The organism is Vibrio tapetis subsp. quintayensis (assembly GCF_030409945.1).
In the GTDB taxonomy this organism is placed as follows: domain Bacteria; phylum Pseudomonadota; class Gammaproteobacteria; order Enterobacterales; family Vibrionaceae; genus Vibrio; species Vibrio quintayensis.
In genome coordinates this window covers 41,215-61,952 of the sequence record NZ_JAUFQV010000040.1, presented here as the reverse complement: position 1 = coordinate 61,952, position 20,738 = coordinate 41,215, and the positions used below count along the sequence as shown (strand labels likewise).

The window sequence follows — 20,738 nt, the reverse complement described above, 5'->3', positions numbered from 1 at the left end:
AACAGCAAACTATGAAAACTGTCATCATTGCGTCGCTTAACCCAGCCAAGATTAATGCCGTTAAAAATGCTTTTGAGCAAGCATTCTCTGGTGGTGTGTTTACGTTTGAGGGAGTTTCGGTTGCCAGTGAGGTGACCGATCAACCGATGACGGATTCAGAAACCAAGCTAGGCGCACTTAATCGAGTTCGTAACGCTAAGCATGTAAAACCGCAGGCTGATTTTTATGTTGGCTTAGAGGCAGGCTTTGAAGGCAATTGTACGTTTGCCTGGATGATCATTGAGAGCCAAGAGAGCAATCAACCGCTCAAGCGCGGTGAATCTCGCTCATCAAGTTTGATGCTACCACCTCAGGTTATCGAACAACTACATGCAGGATATGAGCTAGGGGACGTGATGGACACAGTGTTTGGTACCGAAAATATCAAGCAAAAAGGCGGGGCGATTGGTTTACTAACGCAAAATCAGCTCACTCGTAGTTCTGTCTATCAGCAAGCTTTGATCTTGGCCTTGATCCCTTTTACTAATGTTGAACTGTTCTAAAATTAACCTGAAGTAAATCTACTCTTTTGAGTATAAGGATCAGTCAGATTGCAGTAGCTTTTGAAGCTGCTGCTTTTCATGTTCACTTTTACTTTTTAACTCATTAGAGCCACGAGTTATCGTTGCAATCCCCACCCCTAGCATTTGACTAACCTGACGTTGGGAGTTCTCCCCCTTCAGCAGCTCATTCAATATGTTCACTCTTGCAATGAGCGCCTCTCGTTCATCTGGCGTCATAAGCATTGTCAGAAGCATCTCATGCTGCTTCTCATGAGTTGCTCGCTCTACAAGTGCTAAAATATCTTGCCAATCAGAAAATTCTGCTTGTTCCGACATAGTTAGGTTCTCTTAACTGATTGTTTAGAAACATTGTACTCTGAGGTGACGGAACACGTCACCTCCCCTTAAGGCTAATATTTCGTTGAACGCTCATTTGTGGTCAAAAAACTCGCTGGCTTAGCGGTAATGTGTCGGTAATACGATTCAAACATCAATACATTCTGCACATAACCGCGAGTTTCGTTAAATGGAATTGCTTCAATGAAAGCGTAAGCATCTAACTTTTCATCGGTGGTGTTACGCCAGCGTTTTACCCGGTGTGGGCCCGCATTGTAGGCCGCAAAAGCAAAGATGCGGTTATCATCATATTGATTCAGCAAGCTACTTAAATACTGAGTACCTATTTCGATGTTCTTTTGCACGGTGTAAAGTTCATTCGGTCCGTCATAATCGATTTTGAATCTTTTGGCGGTGTATTTAGCAGTGGCAGGCATAATTTGCATGATCCCCCTTGCCCCCACCGGAGAACGCGCTGCACTGTCTAGCCCACTCTCTTGCCTTGCCAATGACATTAGCGTGAGAGGCTCTACTTCAAACTTATCGCCATAAAAATTAAACCACCAGCTATGGGCGACCGGAAATCTTAAATAGATTTCATCCCAAGCTTTGGCTTCAATGGATGCTTTGACGGTTAGATGATGCCAGCTCTTCTTCGAGGCATAGTGTGCTAATGCCTTGATTTGGTCTTTATTAGCACGCACTAACAACCAACGCCATTCACTTTTCGCCGCTGTTATTTTGTCTAGCGCTATCAGTTCACTGATCCGATCCAATGTTGACTGAAAGGCTTCGATGGCTTTGGGATCTGGAGAACTTTTGTGGATATCGAATTGAACTGGCACGCCAAGAGTTTGAGCCGCAACAACGCTATAGTAGTGGCGCTTACCAATAATACTGTTCAGTCGTTGCTCTCCCGCGCTCTTTCTTCCCAATTCCATCTCTGACCGTGCTAGCCAGTACTGCCAGCGCATATCTTTGTTTTCATTCGTCGGCAGTAACTGAATCCAACGCTCTACTGCTTGCCAATCTGCCGAACGCAACGCCAAACGGATACGCCTTTCAATAATGCTAGCCTGAGCGCTTTTGGCCATTACGTCATCACGCCATTTAGTCAGGCTTTGTGAATCAGTATTCATTAGGCGAATAGCCGCGTATTCCGCTAAAGATTGACGCTGAGTTTCGTTTAACTTTTGACCTTGCACCACAAGTTCGTATTGCTCTACCGCTTTTTCGGCACTTTTTCGCGCCAGCTTTTTAAAGCCAAGCATAGCAACATCTTGGTTTAGCTTGGTGACGTACTCTTTTTTGGCAAAAATGCCCACCGATTCAGGCAAGCTGAATACTTTCTTATATTTACTCGCCGTTTCTTTTGCTTGCTTGCCATCAGGTAGCTTCATCAAGTAATTCATCATACTTGAATTTCTCGCTTCAAATGCCAACACTAACCTTTGCAAAATCAGATCATCTGAAAGCAAGTCTGCCTGTTGCCAAGCTTCGAATAGATCATCGCACGCATCGGTAACGCTGCTCCCTTTCAACCAAAGAGATTGCGCACCTTTAAATGCTTTCGATTTTTGACCTTGCTTAAGTAACCCCGTGTAGTAATAACATTGATACGTCTCCCCTCTCGGTTCATACGTTTGGTATTGAGACAGCGTTTTCCACTGATTATTTGCCACTAACCCATCAAGATAATTGGCTCGAACTCGACTAGAAAAAGGAAACTCATGATGAGATTTTTTAAAGGCCGCAACCTCATCAATACTGCGCTTACCGATATCCAAATTGAAGACTCGGTTATCGACATAAGGCGTTAAAGGGTAATCGGCTATCTGGTCGCGCATACTTAGATATTCAGCGACGCTTTTTTCATCCAAAAGATTTTGAGCTTTAAGGTACAGCTCCCGTTGATGTTCAATGTTAGTAGAATCATTAGCAGAAACATAGGTGCTGCTAAGAAGGGTAATGGCTAATCCATATAGAGCCTGACGCATGAATCATTTTCCTTAGAATGCATTGCCTCATTCATCCACTCGCTGAGGCAATTTTAAATACGATATTTATGAGTCTAGTTTATTATCATTAACCCATTCATGAAGTTTTCACAACAACGGGTAGTCACCAAAAGAAAAAGCTAACTTGGTTATGTGACGAATCAATGACTTTGTACCACGCTACATCAGAAGACCGGAATAATCACATACAAGTTCCCCGCCTTTTGCTACAGAATGTAAAAATGCCCTAAACATGACATAACGAGGTTTTCCTCATCAAAAGCTAGAAATAACTTTGGACTAATCTGACATTTCTTGGCTGTATTGAGCTTTGATGGACAAATCAGTTCGAAAGATCAACACGACTGAGTCACATTGGTATAAAATACGCTGAATTTTTTGATGAAACAGGAAAGATCGGCAATGGCTGAATACGTATATACCATGTCTCGGGTGAGCAAAACTGTGCCACCTAAGCGTCAAATCCTTAAAGACATTTCTCTTAGCTTTTTCCCTGGCGCTAAAATCGGTGTTTTAGGTCTAAATGGTTCAGGTAAATCTACCCTACTGCGTATCATGGCTGGTCTTGATACTGACATTGACGGTGAAGCTCGCGCACAACCTGGTCTAAATGTTGGTTATTTGCCTCAAGAGCCTGTTTTAGATGAATCTAAGACTGTTCGCGAAATTGTAGAAGAAGCGGTTTCTGATGTTGCTGGCGCACTCAAGCGTATTGACGCTGTGTACGCAGCCTACGCAGAACCAGACGCAGACTTCGACGCCCTTGCGAAAGAACAAGGCGAACTAGAAGCGCTGATTCAAGCAAAAGATGGTCACAACCTAGAAACAGCTCTAGAGCGTGCTGCTGACGCACTTCGTCTTCCTGAGTGGGATGCGAAAATTGAATTCCTATCCGGTGGTGAGCGTCGTCGTGTTGCTATCTGTCGTTTGCTTCTAGAAAAGCCAGATATGCTGCTTCTTGATGAACCAACGAACCACTTAGATGCAGAATCTGTTGCATGGCTTGAGCATTTCCTTGTTGATTACAGCGGTACTGTTGTGGCGATTACCCACGACCGTTACTTCCTTGATAACGCAGCAGGTTGGATTCTTGAGCTTGACCGTGGTGAAGGTATCCCATGGCAAGGTAACTACACTTCTTGGCTAGAACAAAAAGATGAACGTTTGAAGCAAGAGAAATCTGGTGAAAGCGCTCGTCAAAAGACCATTGAGAAAGAACTTGAGTGGGTACGTCAAAACCCTAAAGGCCGCCAAGCTAAATCTAAAGCTCGTATGGCTCGTTTTGAAGAACTGACCACTGGCCAATACCAGAAGCGTAATGAAACAAATGAATTGTTCATTCCACCTGGTGAGCGCTTAGGCGACAAAGTTCTCGATGTTAAGAACCTAACGAAATCATTCGGTGACCGCGTTCTTATTGATGACCTGTCATTTAGCATGCCTAAAGGTGCTATCGTCGGTATCGTTGGTGCCAATGGTGCTGGTAAATCAACACTATTTAAAATGCTAAGTGGTGCAGAGCAGCCGGATTCAGGTACGGTTGAACTTGGTGAAACAGTAAAACTCGCCTCAGTAGATCAGTTCCGCGACAGCATGGACGACACCAAAACCGTATTCCAAGAGATCTCTGAAGGCGCTGATATCATTAAGATCAACAACTTCGAAATCCCAGCTCGTGCTTACTGCTCTCGTTTCAACTTTAAGGGTAACGACCAGCAAAAGATCATCGGCGAATTGTCTGGTGGTGAGCGTAACCGTGTTCACTTAGCAAAACTGCTTAAAGCAGGCGGCAACGTATTGCTACTCGATGAACCAACCAATGACTTGGATGTAGAAACACTACGAGCACTGGAAGAGGCTCTACTCGAGTTCCCTGGCTGTGCAATGGTTATCTCGCATGACCGTTGGTTCTTGGACCGTATCGCGACGCACATTTTAGATTACCGCGATGAAGGTCAAGTGAACTTCTATGAGGGTAACTACACTGAGTACACTGACTGGTTGAAACAAACCCTTGGCGCTCAAGCTGCAGAACCACACCGCATCAAATACAAGCGCATCACTAAGTAACTTCTATCATCATATAAGTAACTTTGACTCAGTATGACAATAGGCTGCCTTTGGGTGGCCTTTTTTTATATGACTAAAATGGCGATGTGCCAAGCACGAATGACGATTGTTTATTTCCATCACAATTTTGTGTCATTAGGCACTATTTTTACAACACAAGCGCTATGATTAGAAATAGACCAATTTGTATAAATAGAGAGCCAGTTATGATTGAACGCCGCCGATTTTCTCGTGTGATTTACCAAGCCCCCGCCGAGCTCAAGCAAGGTGATGTAGTGCTGAATGCGAATTTACGCGATCTTTCTCTACACGGTTTGCTACTTTCATCACCAGATGAACGAGACCAGTTGGACCAAAATTTACCGATGGACGTACACTTTACCCTGCCAGAAAGTGATGTTGTGTTATCATTGCAGGCCGAAATCGTCGAGCTAAATGAAAATTACATTCGAATTAGCATTCAACATATTGATATAGATAGCATAAGTCATTTAAAAAGACTTATTGAACTTAACGTTGGCGACGAAACCCTTTTACACAGAGAAATTGAGCAGCTGTCCGATTTAGGTGCTTAAGTAGTAGAACCATGCCTAACAACTCGATACAAATTTCGATACCAACTCGAAATGGAAAAGAATATTTCCACATGACACGAAAGGCCGTTTGGGCCTTTTTGCTTTTTATTGCCCTTAGCCCTGCACTGCTCGTGTACGGATACTTTTACTACATCGATTATCAAGAGATGCAGAAATCAAAGCTCGACCAAATGGAGCTTAACTTTGAATCTGCGCAACAGCAAATTGGCTATCTCGATGGTAAAAGTGAACAGTTTGAAACGCTTTATCAAGCTCAGATCATCACAAACCATAGCCTAGCTCAGGAACTTGAAGACAAGAAAGGTCAGATAGTCAGTCTAGGTCAACGTGTTAATGATGTAGAGAGTGTGCTCGGTTTAGGCGCAGAAGACAGTGAAGAACTATCAACTTTATCTTTGGAAGATCGCATCGATGCGGCCGCCATTGACTCTGCAGTAAGAGCAACATTATTTAGGTTGATCCCAAACCAAGCACCAATGGAGTTTCGTCGAATTTCATCTAAGTATGGCTACCGGACTCATCCAATTACCAAAAAGCGCCACTTTCATCGTGGTCTAGATATGACATGTCAAAGCGGCGAACCTATTTACGCTCCTGCTGATGGTGTGGTTGAGTTTACAAGACCAAGCAAGCAAGGTTACGGCAACTATTTGAAGCTTCGTCATTCGTTCGGCTTCATGACGTCTTACGCGCATATGAAGAGCTTCAACGTCCGTAGCGGCCAGTTTATTAGTAAAGGGGACTTAGTAGGACAATGTGGTAACTCCGGAATTTCTACCGGCGCCCACCTACACTACGAAGTTCGATTTTTAGGTCGCACTCTGAACCCAGCTAACTTTGTAAACTGGAATGCAGAACAATTCGATCAAATGTTTGAGAATGAGCGCAGCATCAACTGGAGTGCGCTATTGGATGTCGTGAACAACGTGGTTAAGCAACAAGTATTGTTGACTCAGCAGCCTGCGGTTAACGAGCCACAAGAGTCTGAAACTATCGTCGCACCAGAAACCGCCAGCCATACTTCAGTGGATATTGCGATAACTCAGTAGCCTGATGCCAGCGGAAAGCACTAACAAAAAAAGAGCGGATATCCGCTCTTTTTTTATTCTGATTCTACTTAAGATCATCAACCGCGATGCAGTGCGTCATTCGCTTGCTTGAGCAAACTTTGACTCTCACTCATGAATTGCTGTGAGTAATCACCAAACCACTCACCTACTTTCTCAAAGCTATCAACAAAGGCTTGCTTGTCTTTTGCCTCTAGTACGTTGATCGCTTGACCAAAGCAGTGGTGGAATCGTTTGATCATCGCGATGTTTTCTGGCGATGACATAATGATATCAGCGTAGAGATTTGGATCTTGTGCAAACAGTCGACCAACCATTGCCAATTCCAGACGGTAAATTGGTGAACTTAGCCCAACCAAAGTATCTAGATTTGGGTTCTCACCGCTCAGGTGTAAACCATAAGCAAATGACGTAAAGTGACGCAGAGCTTGGATCAGCGTCATGCCTTGATCGTGCTCTTGCGCGTCAATATGACAAAGACTCGCACCCCAAATTTCAATCTGCTTAAGTAGCCACTGATAAGCATCTGCTTCACGCCCATCGCAATACACGACGACTTGCTTCGCTAGGCTTGGTACATCAGGACCAAACATAGGATGTAAACCAACGACTGGGCCATCATGGGACGCCAGCATGGCTTTCAACGGCTCAGACTTAACCGACGTTAAATCACATAGAATACAGTCTTTCGGTAAGTTAGATAATTGACCAATTACACTTTGAGTCAGGTGAATCGGAACGGTGACAACAACCAGACCAGCACCGTCTAAAATTTCATCCGCACGACCCCAATCCTTGCTGCCTAAAATTTTAACTTCGTAGCCAGAAAGGGTAAACATACGAACAAACACACTACCCAATTGGCCGTGACCACCCACAACGACTACCGTGCCAAGGTCAGGCTTCAAACACTTAAAACCTGAGTCTTTTTCACTGGTGTAGGACTCGCGCATCGTGCGACGAAGTATGTCTTCAATCAACTGTGGTGGCACGCCCTGTTTCTCGGCTTCAGCGCGCCTAGAGGCCAGCATTGATGCTTCTCTTTCGGGAACATAAATCGGTAAGCCATGCTTACTTTTAACTTCACCGACTTTTTCAACCAAAGCCAAACGTTGAGCAAGCAAATCAAGCATCTGCTTGTCGACAAGATCAATTTGATCCCTTAATTCATTCAGTTCAACGGCCATCCCGTACTACCTTATTAGTCCTTCAAACGATTCTGTAAAAACGGCACAAGCTCTTGGTGTGCGTGCTTTAATAGTGCCTCAGTTGAATCCCAATTGATACATGCATCCGTAATCGATACACCGTATTTCATCTCATTTAGTGGGATATCTGACGGCTGATTGCCTTCATGAATATGACTTTCAATCATTAGACCAATAATAGAACGGTTACCCTCACGGATTTGATGGATGGCATCTTCTGCTACAAGAGGTTGTCTGCGGTAATCTTTGCGAGAGTTCGCGTGGCTACAGTCAATCATCAGGGCAGCATCTAAGCCTTGACTTGCCAATTCTTGCTCACACTCATTCACTGAAACTGAGTCGTAGTTGGTTTGCTTACCGCCACGTAAAATGACGTGCCCATCAGGGTTGCCTTGTGTGGTGAGAAGCGCAACTTGACCATCACGATTAATACCCATGAAACGGTGGCTAGAAGACGCCGCTTGCATCGCGTTAACTGCTGTCGATAAGCTACCATCTGTGCCATTTTTAAAGCCAACTGGCATTGATAAGCCACTGGCCATTTCACGGTGTGTTTGTGATTCAGTAGTACGAGCACCAATCGCCGACCAGCTGAATGTATCCCCTAAGTATTGAGGGCTGATTGGATCAAGCGCTTCAGTTGCTAATGGAATTTCCATTTCGGCTAACTCGACTAACAATCGACGAGCCACATGCAGACCGTGCTCAATATCAAACGTCCCATCCAAATGCGGGTCATTGATTAGGCCTTTCCAACCAACGGTGGTGCGAGGCTTTTCAAAGTAAACTCGCATCACAAGGTAAAGCTGATCGCCAACCACTTCTTGAAGCGCCTTTAAACGCTTAGCGTATTCCAATGCAGCATCAACATCATGAATTGAGCAGGGACCACACACCACTAATAAACGGTGGTCCGTCTTCTTAATGATGTTGGATATGTCTTGACGCGTAGACTGAATGAACTGGCGTCCTTTTTCGCTTAACGGCAACTTTTCTTTTAGTTGATTTGGAGTAATTAGAACTTGTTCGCCGCTAATATGGATGTTGCTTAATTCACTTTTTTGCATCTCTACACCTGTAAACTTTAAGTTACACCCATAAAATAAAATGGGCTTATCAATCTCTATTGATGATAAAATAACAGTATACAAACACTTTTCAAGTGTAAATTTAAAAAAACATCACTGTAAATAAAGCATTACACCCAAGTTTTATTGTCGTTATCACGCTATTTATGAGAAAAGTCCCTTAAAATAAACTAAAACCAACTTTTATGAGTGTATATGGATCTCATTCTTTCACTGCTGCAACAAATGTGTGTCTACCTTATGCTCGCATACATGCTTAGCAAGACACCGCTGTTTTTGCCACTGCTGAATATATCAACCAGACCAAGCCATCGCCTAGGTTGCTATGTGGTGTTTTCTCTGTTTTGCATTATGGGCACCTACTTTGGTTTGCAGATCAATGATGCCATTGCCAATACACGGGCAATTGGCGCCGTTATGGGAGGGCTGTTTGGTGGGCCTTTTGTCGGTTTTGCAGTAGGCCTCACTGGCGGGTTGCATCGATATAGTCTCGGTGGGTTTACAGACATTGCTTGTGCTATTTCCACCACAGCCGAAGGGCTAATTGGTGGCCTATTACATAGTTATTATTTGCGAAAAGATAAACGAGATCAGCTCTTTAACCCAATGATTGTTTTCTCGATCACCTTGTTTGCAGAAATTGTTCAAATGCTGATTATTTTACTGGTCGCCAAACCGTTCGACCAAGCGTATCAACTGGTCTCAGACATTGCTGCGCCGATGATCATCGCTAACTCTGTCGGTGCGATGTTATTCATGAGCATCATTCAAGACCGAAAAACCATCTTCGAGAAATATTCAGCTACCTTTTCTCGGCGAGCCCTTACCATAGCAGAGCGTACCGTTGGGGTATTAAGCGATGGCTTTAATACGACCAATGCGGAGAAAATTGCTCGAATCGTGTATGAAGAGACAAATGTAGGGGCAGTATCGATAACCGATAGAAACAAGATTCTTGCTTTCGTTGGCATTGGCGATGATCACCACAAACCCAATACCCCAATTTCCTCTCAATGCACATTAGATTCCATTGAGAAAAACGACATCATTTATCTTGATGGTGCTGAAACCCCATATCAGTGCTCGCTTTCTCAAAGTTGTAAATTAGGGTCGGCTCTTATCATTCCATTACGAGCGGGTAATGAAGTGGTTGGCACAATCAAACTCTATGAGCCGAAGAACAAGCTCTTTTCTACCATTAATATGTCGATGGCAGAGGGAATAGCTGAGCTACTGTCTAGCCAAATATTGTATGGTGATTACCAACAGCAACAAACGCTGCTCACCCAAGCTGAACTTAAATTATTGCACGCACAGGTTAACCCGCACTTTCTGTTTAATGCGCTCAATACCATCAGTGCCGTTATCCGCAGAGATCCAGATAAGGCTCGTCAGCTTATTCAGCACTTATCACAATTCTTCCGCAGCAATTTAAAACAAAACATTGAGACAGTACGTCTTAAAGAAGAGTTAGCACACGTTAATTCTTACTTAACCATTGAAAAAGCGCGCTTTAGTGATCGACTTGATGTAAAAATCGACATTGAAGAGCATCTACTGGAATACACCATCCCCAGTTTCACGTTGCAGCCTTTAGTCGAAAATGCCATCAAGCACGGCGTTTCTCACTTACTAGAAGGCGGTCAAGTTCACATTTACAGCCAACCGCTAGAAAAAGGGGTGCGCATCATAGTCGAAGACAATGCAGGCAGTTATACTGCACCGCCAGCAGACCACCAAGGACTAGGTCTCGAGATCGTCGATAAAAGGCTTACGCATTTACTCGGTAAGAATTCGGCGCTGAAGATAGATTGCAAAACAGATTGCTATACTCGGATGAGTTTTGTTATTCCAACAACGACATGAGGCCATTATGCTAACTGCCATCGTCATAGATGACGAATTGTTTGCTCGAGAAGAGCTGATCGATCTTCTTATCGAGACCAAGCAAATTGAGGTAATTGATCAGGCCAGCAATGCGATTGAAGGATTAAAGAAAATCAATGCGCTAAAACCTGATGTGGTTTTTTTGGATATCCACATGCCACAAATATCAGGTATAGAACTGCTTGCGATGCTTGACCCCGATACCATGCCGAATGTTGTTTTTGTGACGGCTTACGATCAGTATGCGCTGCAGGCCTTTGAAGACAATGCTTTTGATTACCTGCTAAAACCTATAGAGCCTAGCCGGCTGAAAAAAAGCGTCGCTCGTTTAGTAAAAACCGGTGAGTTGAAGTCCCAACCAAATATCAACGCTATTACACCAAGTACATTAAGCCAAGTTCCATGCATTGGGCACAACAGAATTGTTATTATCCCCATTGTTGATGTCGAATTTGCTTATACCGATATCAGTGGTGTACAAGTCAAAACCGCTCAGCAAACGGCCACCAGCCAACTGACCTTAAAGGTATTGGAACAAAAAACACCGTTATTACGCTGCCATCGCCAGTATTTGGTCAACACCAAATGCATCAGGGAGATAAAGCTGTTAGAGCACGGTTTAGCCGAAATCATTACGGTAAGTGGTCACCCAGTGCCTGTCAGTCGACGTTATCTAAAAAGCCTGAAAGAAACACTCGGTTTTCACTAAGCGAATTAATAGCCCCCTAGATGATAAAATATACGTTAGAGCTGAAAACTTTCGTTCTAACGCATATTACAAGACGGCTTCTATCCACTTTTAACCAACCTATAAGTTAGTTAATGGCTTCATCGCTTCCGTTGCCAATTTCCATTCACTGCTCAACTTAAGATCTGCCATTCCAAATGACTGCGATTTTAACAACGTATCTGCTTGCGGTAAGCTAGTAATTGCTAAATTATCTAACACATCAATCGCTGACGGTCGATGGTTGCACATCAAGATCATATCGCAACCCGCATCCAGTGACTGTTTAGCTCGTTGCGCGGCGCTGCCCATTATTTTCGCCCCTTCCATACCTAGGTCATCAGAAAAGACGATGCCTTTAAAGCCAAGCTGTTGGCGCAATACTTGTTTTAACCAAAAATCGCTGCCGCTAGCTGGCTGGTCATCATAATGAGGATAAATAACATGAGCGGGCATCATGGCGTCGAGTACACCAGCATCAATTTGAGCTTTGAATATCGCCATATCTTGGGCAAAAACGTTATCACGAGGATCGATCGGGGTTTCTAGGTGAGAATCGGCAATCACATTACCATGACCAGGAAAGTGCTTACCTGTCGTTACCATACCGACTTGCTTCATGCCTTGCATAAAAGCATTACTATGGGAAACGATAGTAGAGAAGTCTTCGCCAAATGCCCGGCTACCAATGGCTTTACACTCGTGCCCTTGATCCAACACTGGGGCAAAACTTAAGTCGATATCATGAGCGATCAACTCTGCCGCCATTAACCACCCCGCTTGGGTTGCAAGCTCAACGCCATTTTTTTGCTTAGCAAAGTCTTGCGCAGCAGGAATACGGCTAAATCCGTCTTTAAAACGCTGAACTCGACCGCCCTCTTGGTCAACTCCAATCAGAATTGGTCGACTCGCAGCTTTTCGGATGGCTTTGTTTAACGCTAATAGCTGCTTATTGTCATGATAATTTCGCGCAAATAAAATGACGCCACCTACGGTTGGGTGCTGTAAAAGCTCTCTTTCTTCTGCATCTAACTCACAACCTTCTACATCTAGCCAAAGCGGTCCCATTTTTATCTCCAAGCATCGTATAAATTTCGCTAAGTTATCGAGACTATTCGGTTTAATTTTGCATTACAATGGTTTTGCATCGCTTTTTAAGGAACGAATGAATGAAAGACGCAGAGCTTTATATCGGAGTAATGTCTGGCACAAGTATGGATGGGGTCGATTGTGCACTGGTTAGCATTAAAAACGGCCAAACGACCTTACTTGATCATGACTTCACCCCGATGCCACATGAGCTAAAAGAACAGCTACTTGCTGTGTGCCTAAATCAAGCAACCAACATAGAAACCATTGGGCGCCTAGACCACCAACTCGGCCATCTATTTGCCGATGCGGTCCTGTCTCTACTTGAAAAAAGCAATACAAAGCCAAGTGATGTCTGCGCGATTGGTAACCATGGTCAAACGCTGTTTCATCAGCCTACAGGCCCTACACCATTTACCATGCAGTTAGGTGATGCCAATATCATTGCTACGATAACCCAAATCACGACCATTGCAGATTTCCGTCGTAAAGATTTGGCTTTGGGTGGTCAAGGTGCGCCACTGGTGCCTGCATTTCATCGTGCATTATTTGAAGCACAAGACGCCAGTGTTGTGGTGCTGAATATTGGTGGCATTTCTAATATTTCAGTACTCCACCCAGATAACCCCCTTGTTGGTTACGATACAGGCCCAGGTAATATGCTAATGGACGCCTGGATCAACGTGCAACAAGGTAAAAAGTATGACCATAACGCCGAGTTCGCCTTAAGCGGAAACGTTAATAATGCCCTGCTTAACCAGTTTCTCGAAGAACCTTACTTGTCACTATCTCCTCCCAAAAGCACCGGTCGCGAGTTATTTAATTTAGACTGGCTGAACGCTCAATTAACTCGCTTTGCTTCCCAGCAAAATTTAGCCCCATGTGATATCCAAGCTACATTGACGGAATTCACCGCAGTCAGCATCGCTAACGAAGTGCGTAAGTACGCACATGGCACACAACCCGAACTCGTTGTGTGCGGCGGCGGAGCATGCAATCCACTGTTGATGCAACGCTTACAAAAATCACTTCCTGACTGGTTAGTGGGTACTACCAGCAATAAAGGCGTCGACAGCGATTATATGGAAGCCATGGCGTTTGCATGGCTGGCCTATCGTAGGCAGCATAATTTGCCTAGCAATGTGCCTGAAGTAACCGGAGCATCACAACTCGCTTCTTTGGGCGTTATTTATCCCGCTTAGAGTCAGACGAGTCTAAAAACAACACACTAAATTACATAACAATATAAAAATAAACATCGTCAGTTTAAGGAATACAGTCATGACCAATGATGCATTGATTACTGCGCTTTCTCACCTTGTGTCTGAAGGAAGAAATCCAGAAACCATGGATATAGATTTGCTTTCTTCGCTTGAAATCGTAGAAAAAATCAATCAGCAAGATAAGCAAGTGCCCATCGCAGTAAAACAGGTTCTGCCACAAATAGCTGAGGCGGTGGATGTCATCACTCACGCTTTCACCCAGGGCGGGCGGTTAATCTATTTCGGGGCAGGAACAAGCGGCCGATTAGGTGTATTGGATGCCTCTGAATGCCCCCCTACTTTTGGCGTCAACGATCAAATGGTGGTTGGCCTTATTGCGGGCGGTAAAGAAGCCATGTTTAAAGCAAAGGAAGGCGCTGAAGATTCAGTAAGCTTAGGTGAAGAGGAACTCATGTCGATCAATCTAACGTCACAAGATGTCGTTGTAGGTATCGCAGCCAGTGGCCGAACACCTTATGTCATCGGCGGGCTCAATTACGCGAATCGTTTAGGAGCAAAAACCGTGGCGGTATCGTGTAACCCTGATTCTCCTATAGCGGATATTGCTAATATTGCTATTAGCCCCGTCGTAGGGCCTGAAGCTCTAACAGGGTCGACACGGTTAAAGTCAGGTACTGCTCAAAAGCTGATCCTCAATATGCTGACGACAGCCAGTATGATCCGTCTAGGAAAAAGCTATCAAAACTTAATGGTGGATGTGAAAGCCACCAATAAAAAACTGGTTGCCCGTGCGGTACGCATTGTCATGCAAGCCACAGACTGTGGTAAAACAGACGCAGAAACCGCGCTTATTCAGTCCGATTACGATGCCAAAGTGGCTATTTTAATGCTACTCACAGGAGTCGATGTCAACACGGCCAAGCATCAACTCGAGCATCAACAAGGCTTTTTACGTCAGGCCGTTAATGCGTTAGATACCAATAACTAAATACACTCAGCACACACTTTGCAATGTAAGGGCGTTTCGTCCTTACATTGCACATAGCTAATCCATCTTTTGCTTATTTTCTCACACTTTATTGCCACTTTTTCTGCTAGCTTTATACATTCCGATAACATAATGCCTATACTTACAGCTGACATAATCAATTTATTCATTGATCAACCAATTCAAACGTCAATAGATTGGAATCTTTGTACTTACTTAGAATCGCTTAAATAGGCTCAAGACCACTGAAAGAAAAAACATAACCTGCCCCAAACCGTGAGGACATGCATGCCATTAGTTCGAAAAATTCGTCAGCACTTTCTGACAATTACTATGTTGGTAAGCACTTTTTTTTATGCCGGCACGGCAATAGTTAGCTATACATTGTTTCAGGAACATCAGGTAGGCCGCGCTTTCTATTTGGCTTATCCGGTATTGATGCTCATCGCTTTTCACACCAAGCAGCAACGTCACACAAACATCGCTGCAATCGCCTCTCTCGCCCTCTTTTTCATCGGTGGATTACTTGAACCCCTGTCTATCGACAACGTAGAGGAAGCGTTTATATTAGTGCCCCTTCTCTATTTGGTTTTATACCCGGCAAGCATTTGGCCAGTACTCATCTGTGTGCTATTGATTGCGTCATATCTACTGGATTTGGATCCTGCAGAATTTGGCGAGTTCGGCGAAGATGCTATTGAACTGATACTCATCACCTCATTTGCCACTGTAATGGTTTATTTTCAGCGCCAAGCAAACGTTAAATCAGCTCACTTTAAATTAGAGAGTGAAACAGACTTCCTGACTCAAATCGGCAACCGAAAAGCTTTTTACCTGCACTTAGCCAAGATAAAACTATTAGATCAACCGACTAGCCCACATGCTTTATTGCAAATCAATATTGATAATTTCAAAGGCATAAACGAACAATTTGGACAAAACGTTGCTGATCAACTGCTCAAAAGCCTCAGTCTAAAGCTAGCGATACTCACCAACAGCCACATTAAATTGTACCGAACCGGTGGTGATATTTTTTCTATTATTTTATTGGCACAATCCGATACCAAAGAGGAAGCTACTTCACTTGCGGAATCCATCTTAGAAGTGACTAAGCAAAGTGCCAGCATATTAAATCGCACTCACAAACTCACTTCGAGTATTGGAATATCTCTGTTCGAGGACTCGGAAAACCAAGTCGACATGTGGTGTCGAAATGCCGAGTTGGCAATTTCTGCCGCAAAAAAACAAGGTGGTGGCTGCTATGCGTGGTTTGATCAGCAAATGTTAGAGCGAAAAGCTCGCCGCTACTTGATTGAAAAAGAACTGGAAAACGCCCTGAAAGCACACCAATTCACTTTAGCTTATCAACCGAAAGTGAAGCTGAAGCAGGGAAAATTTACTGATGTTGAAGCATTAATTCGTTGGCACCATCCTACACTTGGGTTCATTAGCCCCGCAGAGTTCATCCCAATTTCAGAAGATAGCCTAAAGATCGTGGCGATTGGAGAATGGGTAATCAACCAAGCTTGCGAGCAAGGTAAATACTGGCTTGATCGCGACATGCCTATTTCAATTTCAGTGAATGTGTCGACGGTACAGTTTTCTCACTGCGATCTCTTTTCCACCATAAAAGAGGCGCTATTTCGGACTGGGTTCCCCGGCAACTTATTACAAATAGAAATCACTGAAACCGCGATCATGACTTCCTATTCGCAAATCGTGGACACTTGCCATAAATTAAGAACACTTGGAATCAAAATTGCGATCGATGATTTCGGCGTTGAGTACTCGTGCTTAAACTACCTCAGACAATTACCTATAGACCTTCTAAAAATAGATAAATCGTTTGTAGACGACTGTGTAGAAGATCCAAAGGCGCACATGCTGATCAGAACCATCATTCAGCTAGGTCATAACCTTAACTTAGTGGTCACCGCTGAGGGCGTTGAAACCGACATGCAGCGCTCTTTGTTAGCCAGCGAAGGCTGCGACAAATACCAAGGCTATTTATATTCAAGACCCGTAGAGCCTGATGCGATAGCAAAACTGTTCACGGAACAAGCTCTACCAGAGCTTCAACAATCAGACATCCAAGTTTCGCAAATCCATAAATGAAAAAAGCCTAACAACGGGGTATGTTAGGCTCGGGTAGACAAATATTAGCAGGTTAGATAAAGCATCTGAACTTAATAAAATAGGGCCGACATAAGAGCGTTATTGAGTGCCTTTTCCATGGGACCAACCTCGTTGCCATTCCATACGAAATTTCTGCGCGTCTTCAGTCCCCTCACAGACACCTTCATAATACGTTCCAGACACACCGATTTGAAACGCATGGTCAGGGTCACAATATAAATCGACCCCGGCTAAGTAGCCCTCGTCGTAATCAGACAATTGTACTTGCCCGAGCTCACTGAGCATTTGGTAAGAGCGCTGTGTACGACCTTTAATGCCATCTGAATAACCAATTTCGTACCAATTGCCAGATTTTGCAAGATCAGACTCACTACTGACACAACCTGCAACTAACCCACATATCCCAAGAACCATGACCATTTTTTTCATTATTTGTCCTAACCAAATCAACCACTTGTTAAGTGTAGCCTGTAAAACATCAAAGCACAGAAAGATATGCAACTAAATAACAGCGCTGACTGTCTATTCGATGAGCCGAAACCACTTAATCGGCAACCCTACCGCTTATTTCGCCATTCTACCACTAACGACCAATCCGAATGTGATTGCCTTAAGGCTGTTTTAATATCAACGCTAAGAATTTCATTTATACATAGGAAGTGAACAATGTTGTGGTTTCTATTTTGCGTTGCCGCGTTACTGGGTGGATATTTTATCTACGGTGCTTTTATCGAGAAAATATTTGGTATTAACGAAAACCGCCAAACTCCTGCTTACACTAAGCAAGATGGCGTCGATTTCGTCCCGATGTCCAACAAAAAAGTGTACTTAGTTCAACTGCTCAACATTGCTGGTGTTGGTCCAATTTTTGGCCCTATCATGGGCGCATTATATGGCCCAGCGGCGATGTTGTGGATTGTTGTTGGCTGTATTTTTGCTGGCGCAGTACACGACTACTTTTCTGGTATGCTGTCCATTCGCAACGGTGGAGCATCGGTTCCAACGATTACGGGTCGTTATTTAGGCAAAGGCGCTAAACACTTTATGAACATCTTTGCCATTGTCCTATTACTGCTCGTTGGCGTGGTGTTCGTATCTGCTCCTGCTGGCATGATCACAAACTTAGTCAATGACCAAACTGATTTCACCATGAGCATGACAACAATGGTTGGTGTCATCTTCGCTTACTATGTCATTGCAACTATTGTTCCTGTCGACAAAATCATCGGCCGATTCTACCCGCTGTTCGGCGCACTATTGATCTTCATGTCTGTTGGTCTTATCACCGCGATTGGTTTCTCTGACGAGCACACCATTATGGGTGGTTTTGAAATCAGCGACATGTTTAACAATATGAATCCTAACGACCTTCCATTGTGGCCAGCACTATTCATCACCATTGCTTGTGGCGCTATCTCTGGCTTCCACGCAACACAATCCCCCCTTATGGCTCGTTGTATCGAAAATGAAAAGAATGGCCGCTTTGTGTTCTACGGCGCAATGATTGGTGAAGGTATTATCGCATTGATTTGGTGTGCTCTAGCGTTATCATTCTTTGGTTCTGTTGAGTCTCTAGCTGATGCGGTAGCAAATGGCGGCCCAGGTAATGTAGTGTACAGCGCATCATTTGGTTTACTGGGTGTATTTGGTGGCGTACTTGCTTTCTTAGGTGTAGTGATTCTACCTATCACATCAGGTGATACTGCTTTCCGTTCTAGCCGTTTAATCCTGGCTGAGTACTTCAACATGGAGCAAAAATCACTGCGTAACCGCCTACTGATGGCGCTTCCATTGTTCGTCATTGGTGGCATTTTAACTCAAGTTGATTTTGGTATTATCTGGCGCTACTTCGGATTCGCTAACCAAACGACAGCAGTAATGATGCTGTGGACCGCGTCGGCTTACTTGCTTCGCTATAACAAGCTACACTGGGTTGCAACTGTTCCAGCTATTTTCATGACGACGGTTGTCATCACTTTCATCTTGAATAACAGCACGCTAGGTTTTGGTCTCCCAATGCAAATCTCTACCATTGCAGGCATTATTGGTTCACTTTCCATTACGGCTTATGTGATTAAGATTTCGAAAGGCAAAGGCGATACTGAACTAAAAGATGGAGAAGAGGCAACAAAACCTGCGGTTGAATCCACTCAATCCTAGTCTTCGCTCACCACTGCACCATTAAAAAAGGGCTCCTACTAGTAGGAGCCCTTTGTGTATAAAGTGTAACAGGTTAATCTATTTGCTTAATTTGCAGCTCTTTTGGTACTTCGAAGAACATGTTTTCTTCTCGACCTTGCAGCTCTTCAACGCCTGTCGCACCCAGCTCTTGAATTCGGTCTAAGATCTGATTCACTAACTCTTCAGGAGCAGATGCCCCCGCCGTCACACCGATAAGGCTTTTGCCTTCAAACCATTTAGCTTCAATCGCCTCTGGGCAGTCAAGCAAGTAACCTTCTGTTCCAAGCTTTTCAGCCAGCTCTTTCAAACGAGTTGAATTAGACGAGTTGGTTGAGCCAACAACAATCATTACGTCGACTTCTTGTGCCATTGCACGAACGGCATCTTGGCGGTTTTGCGTCGCGTAGCAAATATCGTCTTTACGTGGCCCTTGAATTTCAGGGAAAACTTCACGCAATTTGGTGATCACATCAGCCGTTTCATCAACCGATAATGTCGTTTGACTCACGTAATGGAAGTTCGATGGATCTTTCACATCGAGCTTCTCTACATCATCGCTCGTTTCAACGAGGTACATGCCACCAGTATCACTGGCGTATTGGCCCATGGTTCCTTCAACTTCAGGATGACCAGCGTGACCAATCAGCACGACTTCCATATTCTTTCGGCTAGCACGAGCGACTTCCATGTGCACTTTTGTTACCAGTGGACAGGTTGCATCAAATACCGTTAACTGACGTTGCTTCGCTTCTATTCTGACAGCTTGTGATACACCGTGAGCAGAGAAGATCACGATGTTATCATCAGGCACTTCTGACAACTCTTCCACAAACACCGCCCCACGTTGCTTTAAGCCTTCAACAACAAAGCGGTTGTGAACGACTTCATGGCGCACATAAATTGGCGGTTGGTACATTTCAAGTGCACGTTCAACAATGCTGATTGCTCGGTCAACACCAGCACAAAATCCACGAGGGTTAGCTAACAGTATTTTCATTTAATTGCTCATAGCGAGTGTGTTATTAACAACCAGTGTCGCCACTGCTTGTTTTTGTAATTTATTCTACAGACAAAATTTCAACTTCAAAAGTCACATCTTGCCCAGACAGAGGGTGGTTAAAATCAACGGTAATAGACTCACCACTGATGTCAGTAATAATACCTGGAATTTCAGCCCCATCTCGGCCACCAAAAGCCATGATAACGCCAACTTCTAAGTTATCTTGGCCAGCGAATTTACTGCGTTCCATATAATGAACGTTGTCAGGGTTAGGTTGGCCAAATGCATCATCTGCCGTTAGCTCTATTGATTTGTTATCGCCCACTTGTAGGCCCAACAAGCAACGTTCAAAGTTCTCACTTAAACTACCATCACCCACGATCAACTTTGCTGGTTTACCCATACTGTGGGTACTATCGGCTACAGAGCCATCTTCTAATTTGATAGTAAAGTGAAGCGTTACTGCGCTATCTTGTTTTATTGTTGTCACAGTTGAGTTCCTTTCAGTGCTATAGATTAAGGCCACGCCTTGTTATATTAAAAAGCGCCCTCCGAATCAACGGACAGCGCTTAGGGTTATTC

Annotated in this window: 18 protein-coding genes; 10 read left to right on the top strand and 8 right to left on the bottom strand. The window is 44.0% G+C overall.

Features of this window, described 5'->3' with window-relative positions:
* The first annotated feature begins 11 nt into the window (after positions 1-11).
* Entirely contained in the window at positions 12-542 is a 531-nt protein-coding gene (yjjX, locus tag QWZ04_RS20945) for an inosine/xanthosine triphosphatase (protein ID WP_290330196.1), read from the top strand.
* A gap of 39 nt (positions 543-581) precedes the next feature.
* Here yjjX and trpR read toward each other — a convergent pair whose 3' ends face one another.
* Both trpR and QWZ04_RS20935 read right to left on the bottom strand, forming a co-directional pair.
* Positions 582-878, bottom strand: coding sequence for a trp operon repressor (gene trpR / locus QWZ04_RS20940; protein WP_290330195.1), 297 nt, complete (start codon positions 876-878; stop codon positions 582-584).
* Positions 879-952: 74 nt separating this feature from the next.
* Entirely contained in the window at positions 953-2,875 is a 1,923-nt protein-coding gene (locus tag QWZ04_RS20935; RefSeq protein ID WP_290330194.1) for a transglycosylase SLT domain-containing protein, read from the bottom strand.
* A 423-nt stretch (positions 2,876-3,298) separates the two neighbouring features.
* Between QWZ04_RS20935 and ettA the strand changes: the two genes are divergently transcribed.
* The 3 genes from ettA to QWZ04_RS20920 all read left to right on the top strand — a co-directional run bounded on the left by ettA (position 3,299) and on the right by QWZ04_RS20920 (position 6,611).
* Positions 3,299-4,966: an energy-dependent translational throttle protein EttA gene (gene ettA / locus QWZ04_RS20930; protein WP_290330193.1), complete on the top strand. Its 1,668-nt coding sequence runs from the start codon at positions 3,299-3,301 to the stop codon at positions 4,964-4,966.
* A gap of 206 nt (positions 4,967-5,172) precedes the next feature.
* Positions 5,173-5,541, top strand: a complete 369-nt coding sequence (locus QWZ04_RS20925) for a PilZ domain-containing protein (protein WP_290330192.1) — start codon at positions 5,173-5,175, stop codon at positions 5,539-5,541.
* Between the two features lie 11 nt (positions 5,542-5,552).
* Positions 5,553-6,611, top strand: coding sequence for a peptidoglycan DD-metalloendopeptidase family protein (locus tag QWZ04_RS20920; protein WP_435433643.1), 1,059 nt, complete (start codon positions 5,553-5,555; stop codon positions 6,609-6,611).
* Between the two features lie 77 nt (positions 6,612-6,688).
* Here QWZ04_RS20920 and tyrA read toward each other — a convergent pair whose 3' ends face one another.
* Together tyrA and QWZ04_RS20910 are read right to left on the bottom strand one after the other, a co-directional pair.
* Positions 6,689-7,816, bottom strand: coding sequence for a bifunctional chorismate mutase/prephenate dehydrogenase (gene tyrA / locus QWZ04_RS20915; RefSeq protein WP_290330190.1), 1,128 nt, complete (start codon positions 7,814-7,816; stop codon positions 6,689-6,691).
* 14 nt (positions 7,817-7,830) lie between these two features.
* Positions 7,831-8,904, bottom strand: coding sequence for a 3-deoxy-7-phosphoheptulonate synthase (locus QWZ04_RS20910; RefSeq protein ID WP_290330189.1), 1,074 nt, complete (start codon positions 8,902-8,904; stop codon positions 7,831-7,833).
* A gap of 216 nt (positions 8,905-9,120) precedes the next feature.
* On the opposite strand from QWZ04_RS20910, the gene QWZ04_RS20905 reads away from it, so the two are divergent.
* Together QWZ04_RS20905 and btsR are read left to right on the top strand one after the other, a co-directional pair.
* On the top strand, positions 9,121-10,791 hold the full coding sequence (locus QWZ04_RS20905) for a sensor histidine kinase (protein ID WP_290330188.1): 1,671 nt from the start codon (positions 9,121-9,123) through the stop codon (positions 10,789-10,791).
* A gap of 7 nt (positions 10,792-10,798) precedes the next feature.
* Entirely contained in the window at positions 10,799-11,521 is a 723-nt protein-coding gene (btsR, locus tag QWZ04_RS20900; protein WP_290330187.1) for a two-component system response regulator BtsR, read from the top strand.
* Between the two features lie 99 nt (positions 11,522-11,620).
* Here the strand turns inward: btsR and nagZ are convergent, their stop codons facing one another.
* Positions 11,621-12,607, bottom strand: coding sequence for a beta-N-acetylhexosaminidase (gene nagZ / locus QWZ04_RS20895; RefSeq protein ID WP_290330186.1), 987 nt, complete (start codon positions 12,605-12,607; stop codon positions 11,621-11,623).
* Between the two features lie 101 nt (positions 12,608-12,708).
* On the opposite strand from nagZ, the gene QWZ04_RS20890 reads away from it, so the two are divergent.
* From QWZ04_RS20890 to QWZ04_RS20880, 3 genes are all read left to right on the top strand, one after another.
* Entirely contained in the window at positions 12,709-13,830 is a 1,122-nt protein-coding gene (locus tag QWZ04_RS20890) for an anhydro-N-acetylmuramic acid kinase (protein WP_290330185.1), read from the top strand.
* 79 nt (positions 13,831-13,909) lie between these two features.
* Entirely contained in the window at positions 13,910-14,839 is a 930-nt protein-coding gene (gene murQ, locus QWZ04_RS20885) for an N-acetylmuramic acid 6-phosphate etherase (protein WP_290330184.1), read from the top strand.
* A gap of 288 nt (positions 14,840-15,127) precedes the next feature.
* Positions 15,128-16,954 carry a putative bifunctional diguanylate cyclase/phosphodiesterase gene (locus QWZ04_RS20880; protein WP_290330183.1) on the top strand — a complete coding sequence of 609 codons (1,827 nt, stop codon included), beginning with the start codon at positions 15,128-15,130 and terminating at the stop codon, positions 16,952-16,954.
* 99 nt (positions 16,955-17,053) lie between these two features.
* On the opposite strand, the gene QWZ04_RS20875 is transcribed toward QWZ04_RS20880, so the two are convergent.
* A complete protein-coding gene (locus QWZ04_RS20875; protein ID WP_290330182.1) occupies positions 17,054-17,404 on the bottom strand; it encodes a DUF2799 domain-containing protein in 351 nt (116 codons plus the stop codon).
* Positions 17,405-17,641: 237 nt separating this feature from the next.
* On the opposite strand from QWZ04_RS20875, the gene QWZ04_RS20870 reads away from it, so the two are divergent.
* A complete protein-coding gene (locus QWZ04_RS20870; RefSeq protein WP_290330181.1) occupies positions 17,642-19,135 on the top strand; it encodes a carbon starvation CstA family protein in 1,494 nt (497 codons plus the stop codon).
* A gap of 73 nt (positions 19,136-19,208) precedes the next feature.
* Here QWZ04_RS20870 and ispH read toward each other — a convergent pair whose 3' ends face one another.
* Positions 19,209-20,153 (bottom strand): 4-hydroxy-3-methylbut-2-enyl diphosphate reductase, encoded by a 945-nt coding sequence (gene ispH / locus QWZ04_RS20865; RefSeq protein WP_290330180.1) that lies wholly within the window; start codon positions 20,151-20,153, stop codon positions 19,209-19,211.
* Between the two features lie 61 nt (positions 20,154-20,214).
* On the bottom strand, positions 20,215-20,646 hold the full coding sequence (gene fkpB / locus QWZ04_RS20860; RefSeq protein ID WP_290330179.1) for an FKBP-type peptidyl-prolyl cis-trans isomerase: 432 nt from the start codon (positions 20,644-20,646) through the stop codon (positions 20,215-20,217).
* Positions 20,647-20,738: the final 92 nt, after the last annotated feature.

Bases quoted from the DNA above. Each gene is read 5' to 3' on its own strand.
- yjjX (WP_290330196.1), top strand. From the start codon at position 12: ATGAAAACTGTCATCATTGCGTCGCTTAACCCAGCCAAGATTAATGCC.
- trpR (WP_290330195.1), bottom strand. From the start codon at position 878: ATGTCGGAACAAGCAGAATTTTCTGATTGGCAAGATATTTTAGCACTT.
- QWZ04_RS20935 (WP_290330194.1), bottom strand. From the start codon at position 2,875: ATGCGTCAGGCTCTATATGGATTAGCCATTACCCTTCTTAGCAGCACC.
- ettA (WP_290330193.1), top strand. From the start codon at position 3,299: ATGGCTGAATACGTATATACCATGTCTCGGGTGAGCAAAACTGTGCCA.
- QWZ04_RS20925 (WP_290330192.1), top strand. From the start codon at position 5,173: ATGATTGAACGCCGCCGATTTTCTCGTGTGATTTACCAAGCCCCCGCC.
- QWZ04_RS20920 (WP_435433643.1), top strand. From the start codon at position 5,553: ATGCCTAACAACTCGATACAAATTTCGATACCAACTCGAAATGGAAAA.
- tyrA (WP_290330190.1), bottom strand. From the start codon at position 7,816: ATGGCCGTTGAACTGAATGAATTAAGGGATCAAATTGATCTTGTCGAC.
- QWZ04_RS20910 (WP_290330189.1), bottom strand. From the start codon at position 8,904: ATGCAAAAAAGTGAATTAAGCAACATCCATATTAGCGGCGAACAAGTT.
- QWZ04_RS20905 (WP_290330188.1), top strand. From the start codon at position 9,121: ATGGATCTCATTCTTTCACTGCTGCAACAAATGTGTGTCTACCTTATG.
- btsR (WP_290330187.1), top strand. From the start codon at position 10,799: ATGCTAACTGCCATCGTCATAGATGACGAATTGTTTGCTCGAGAAGAG.
- nagZ (WP_290330186.1), bottom strand. From the start codon at position 12,607: ATGGGACCGCTTTGGCTAGATGTAGAAGGTTGTGAGTTAGATGCAGAA.
- QWZ04_RS20890 (WP_290330185.1), top strand. From the start codon at position 12,709: ATGAAAGACGCAGAGCTTTATATCGGAGTAATGTCTGGCACAAGTATG.
- murQ (WP_290330184.1), top strand. From the start codon at position 13,910: ATGACCAATGATGCATTGATTACTGCGCTTTCTCACCTTGTGTCTGAA.
- QWZ04_RS20880 (WP_290330183.1), top strand. From the start codon at position 15,128: ATGCCATTAGTTCGAAAAATTCGTCAGCACTTTCTGACAATTACTATG.
- QWZ04_RS20875 (WP_290330182.1), bottom strand. From the start codon at position 17,404: ATGAAAAAAATGGTCATGGTTCTTGGGATATGTGGGTTAGTTGCAGGT.
- QWZ04_RS20870 (WP_290330181.1), top strand. From the start codon at position 17,642: ATGTTGTGGTTTCTATTTTGCGTTGCCGCGTTACTGGGTGGATATTTT.
- ispH (WP_290330180.1), bottom strand. From the start codon at position 20,153: ATGAAAATACTGTTAGCTAACCCTCGTGGATTTTGTGCTGGTGTTGAC.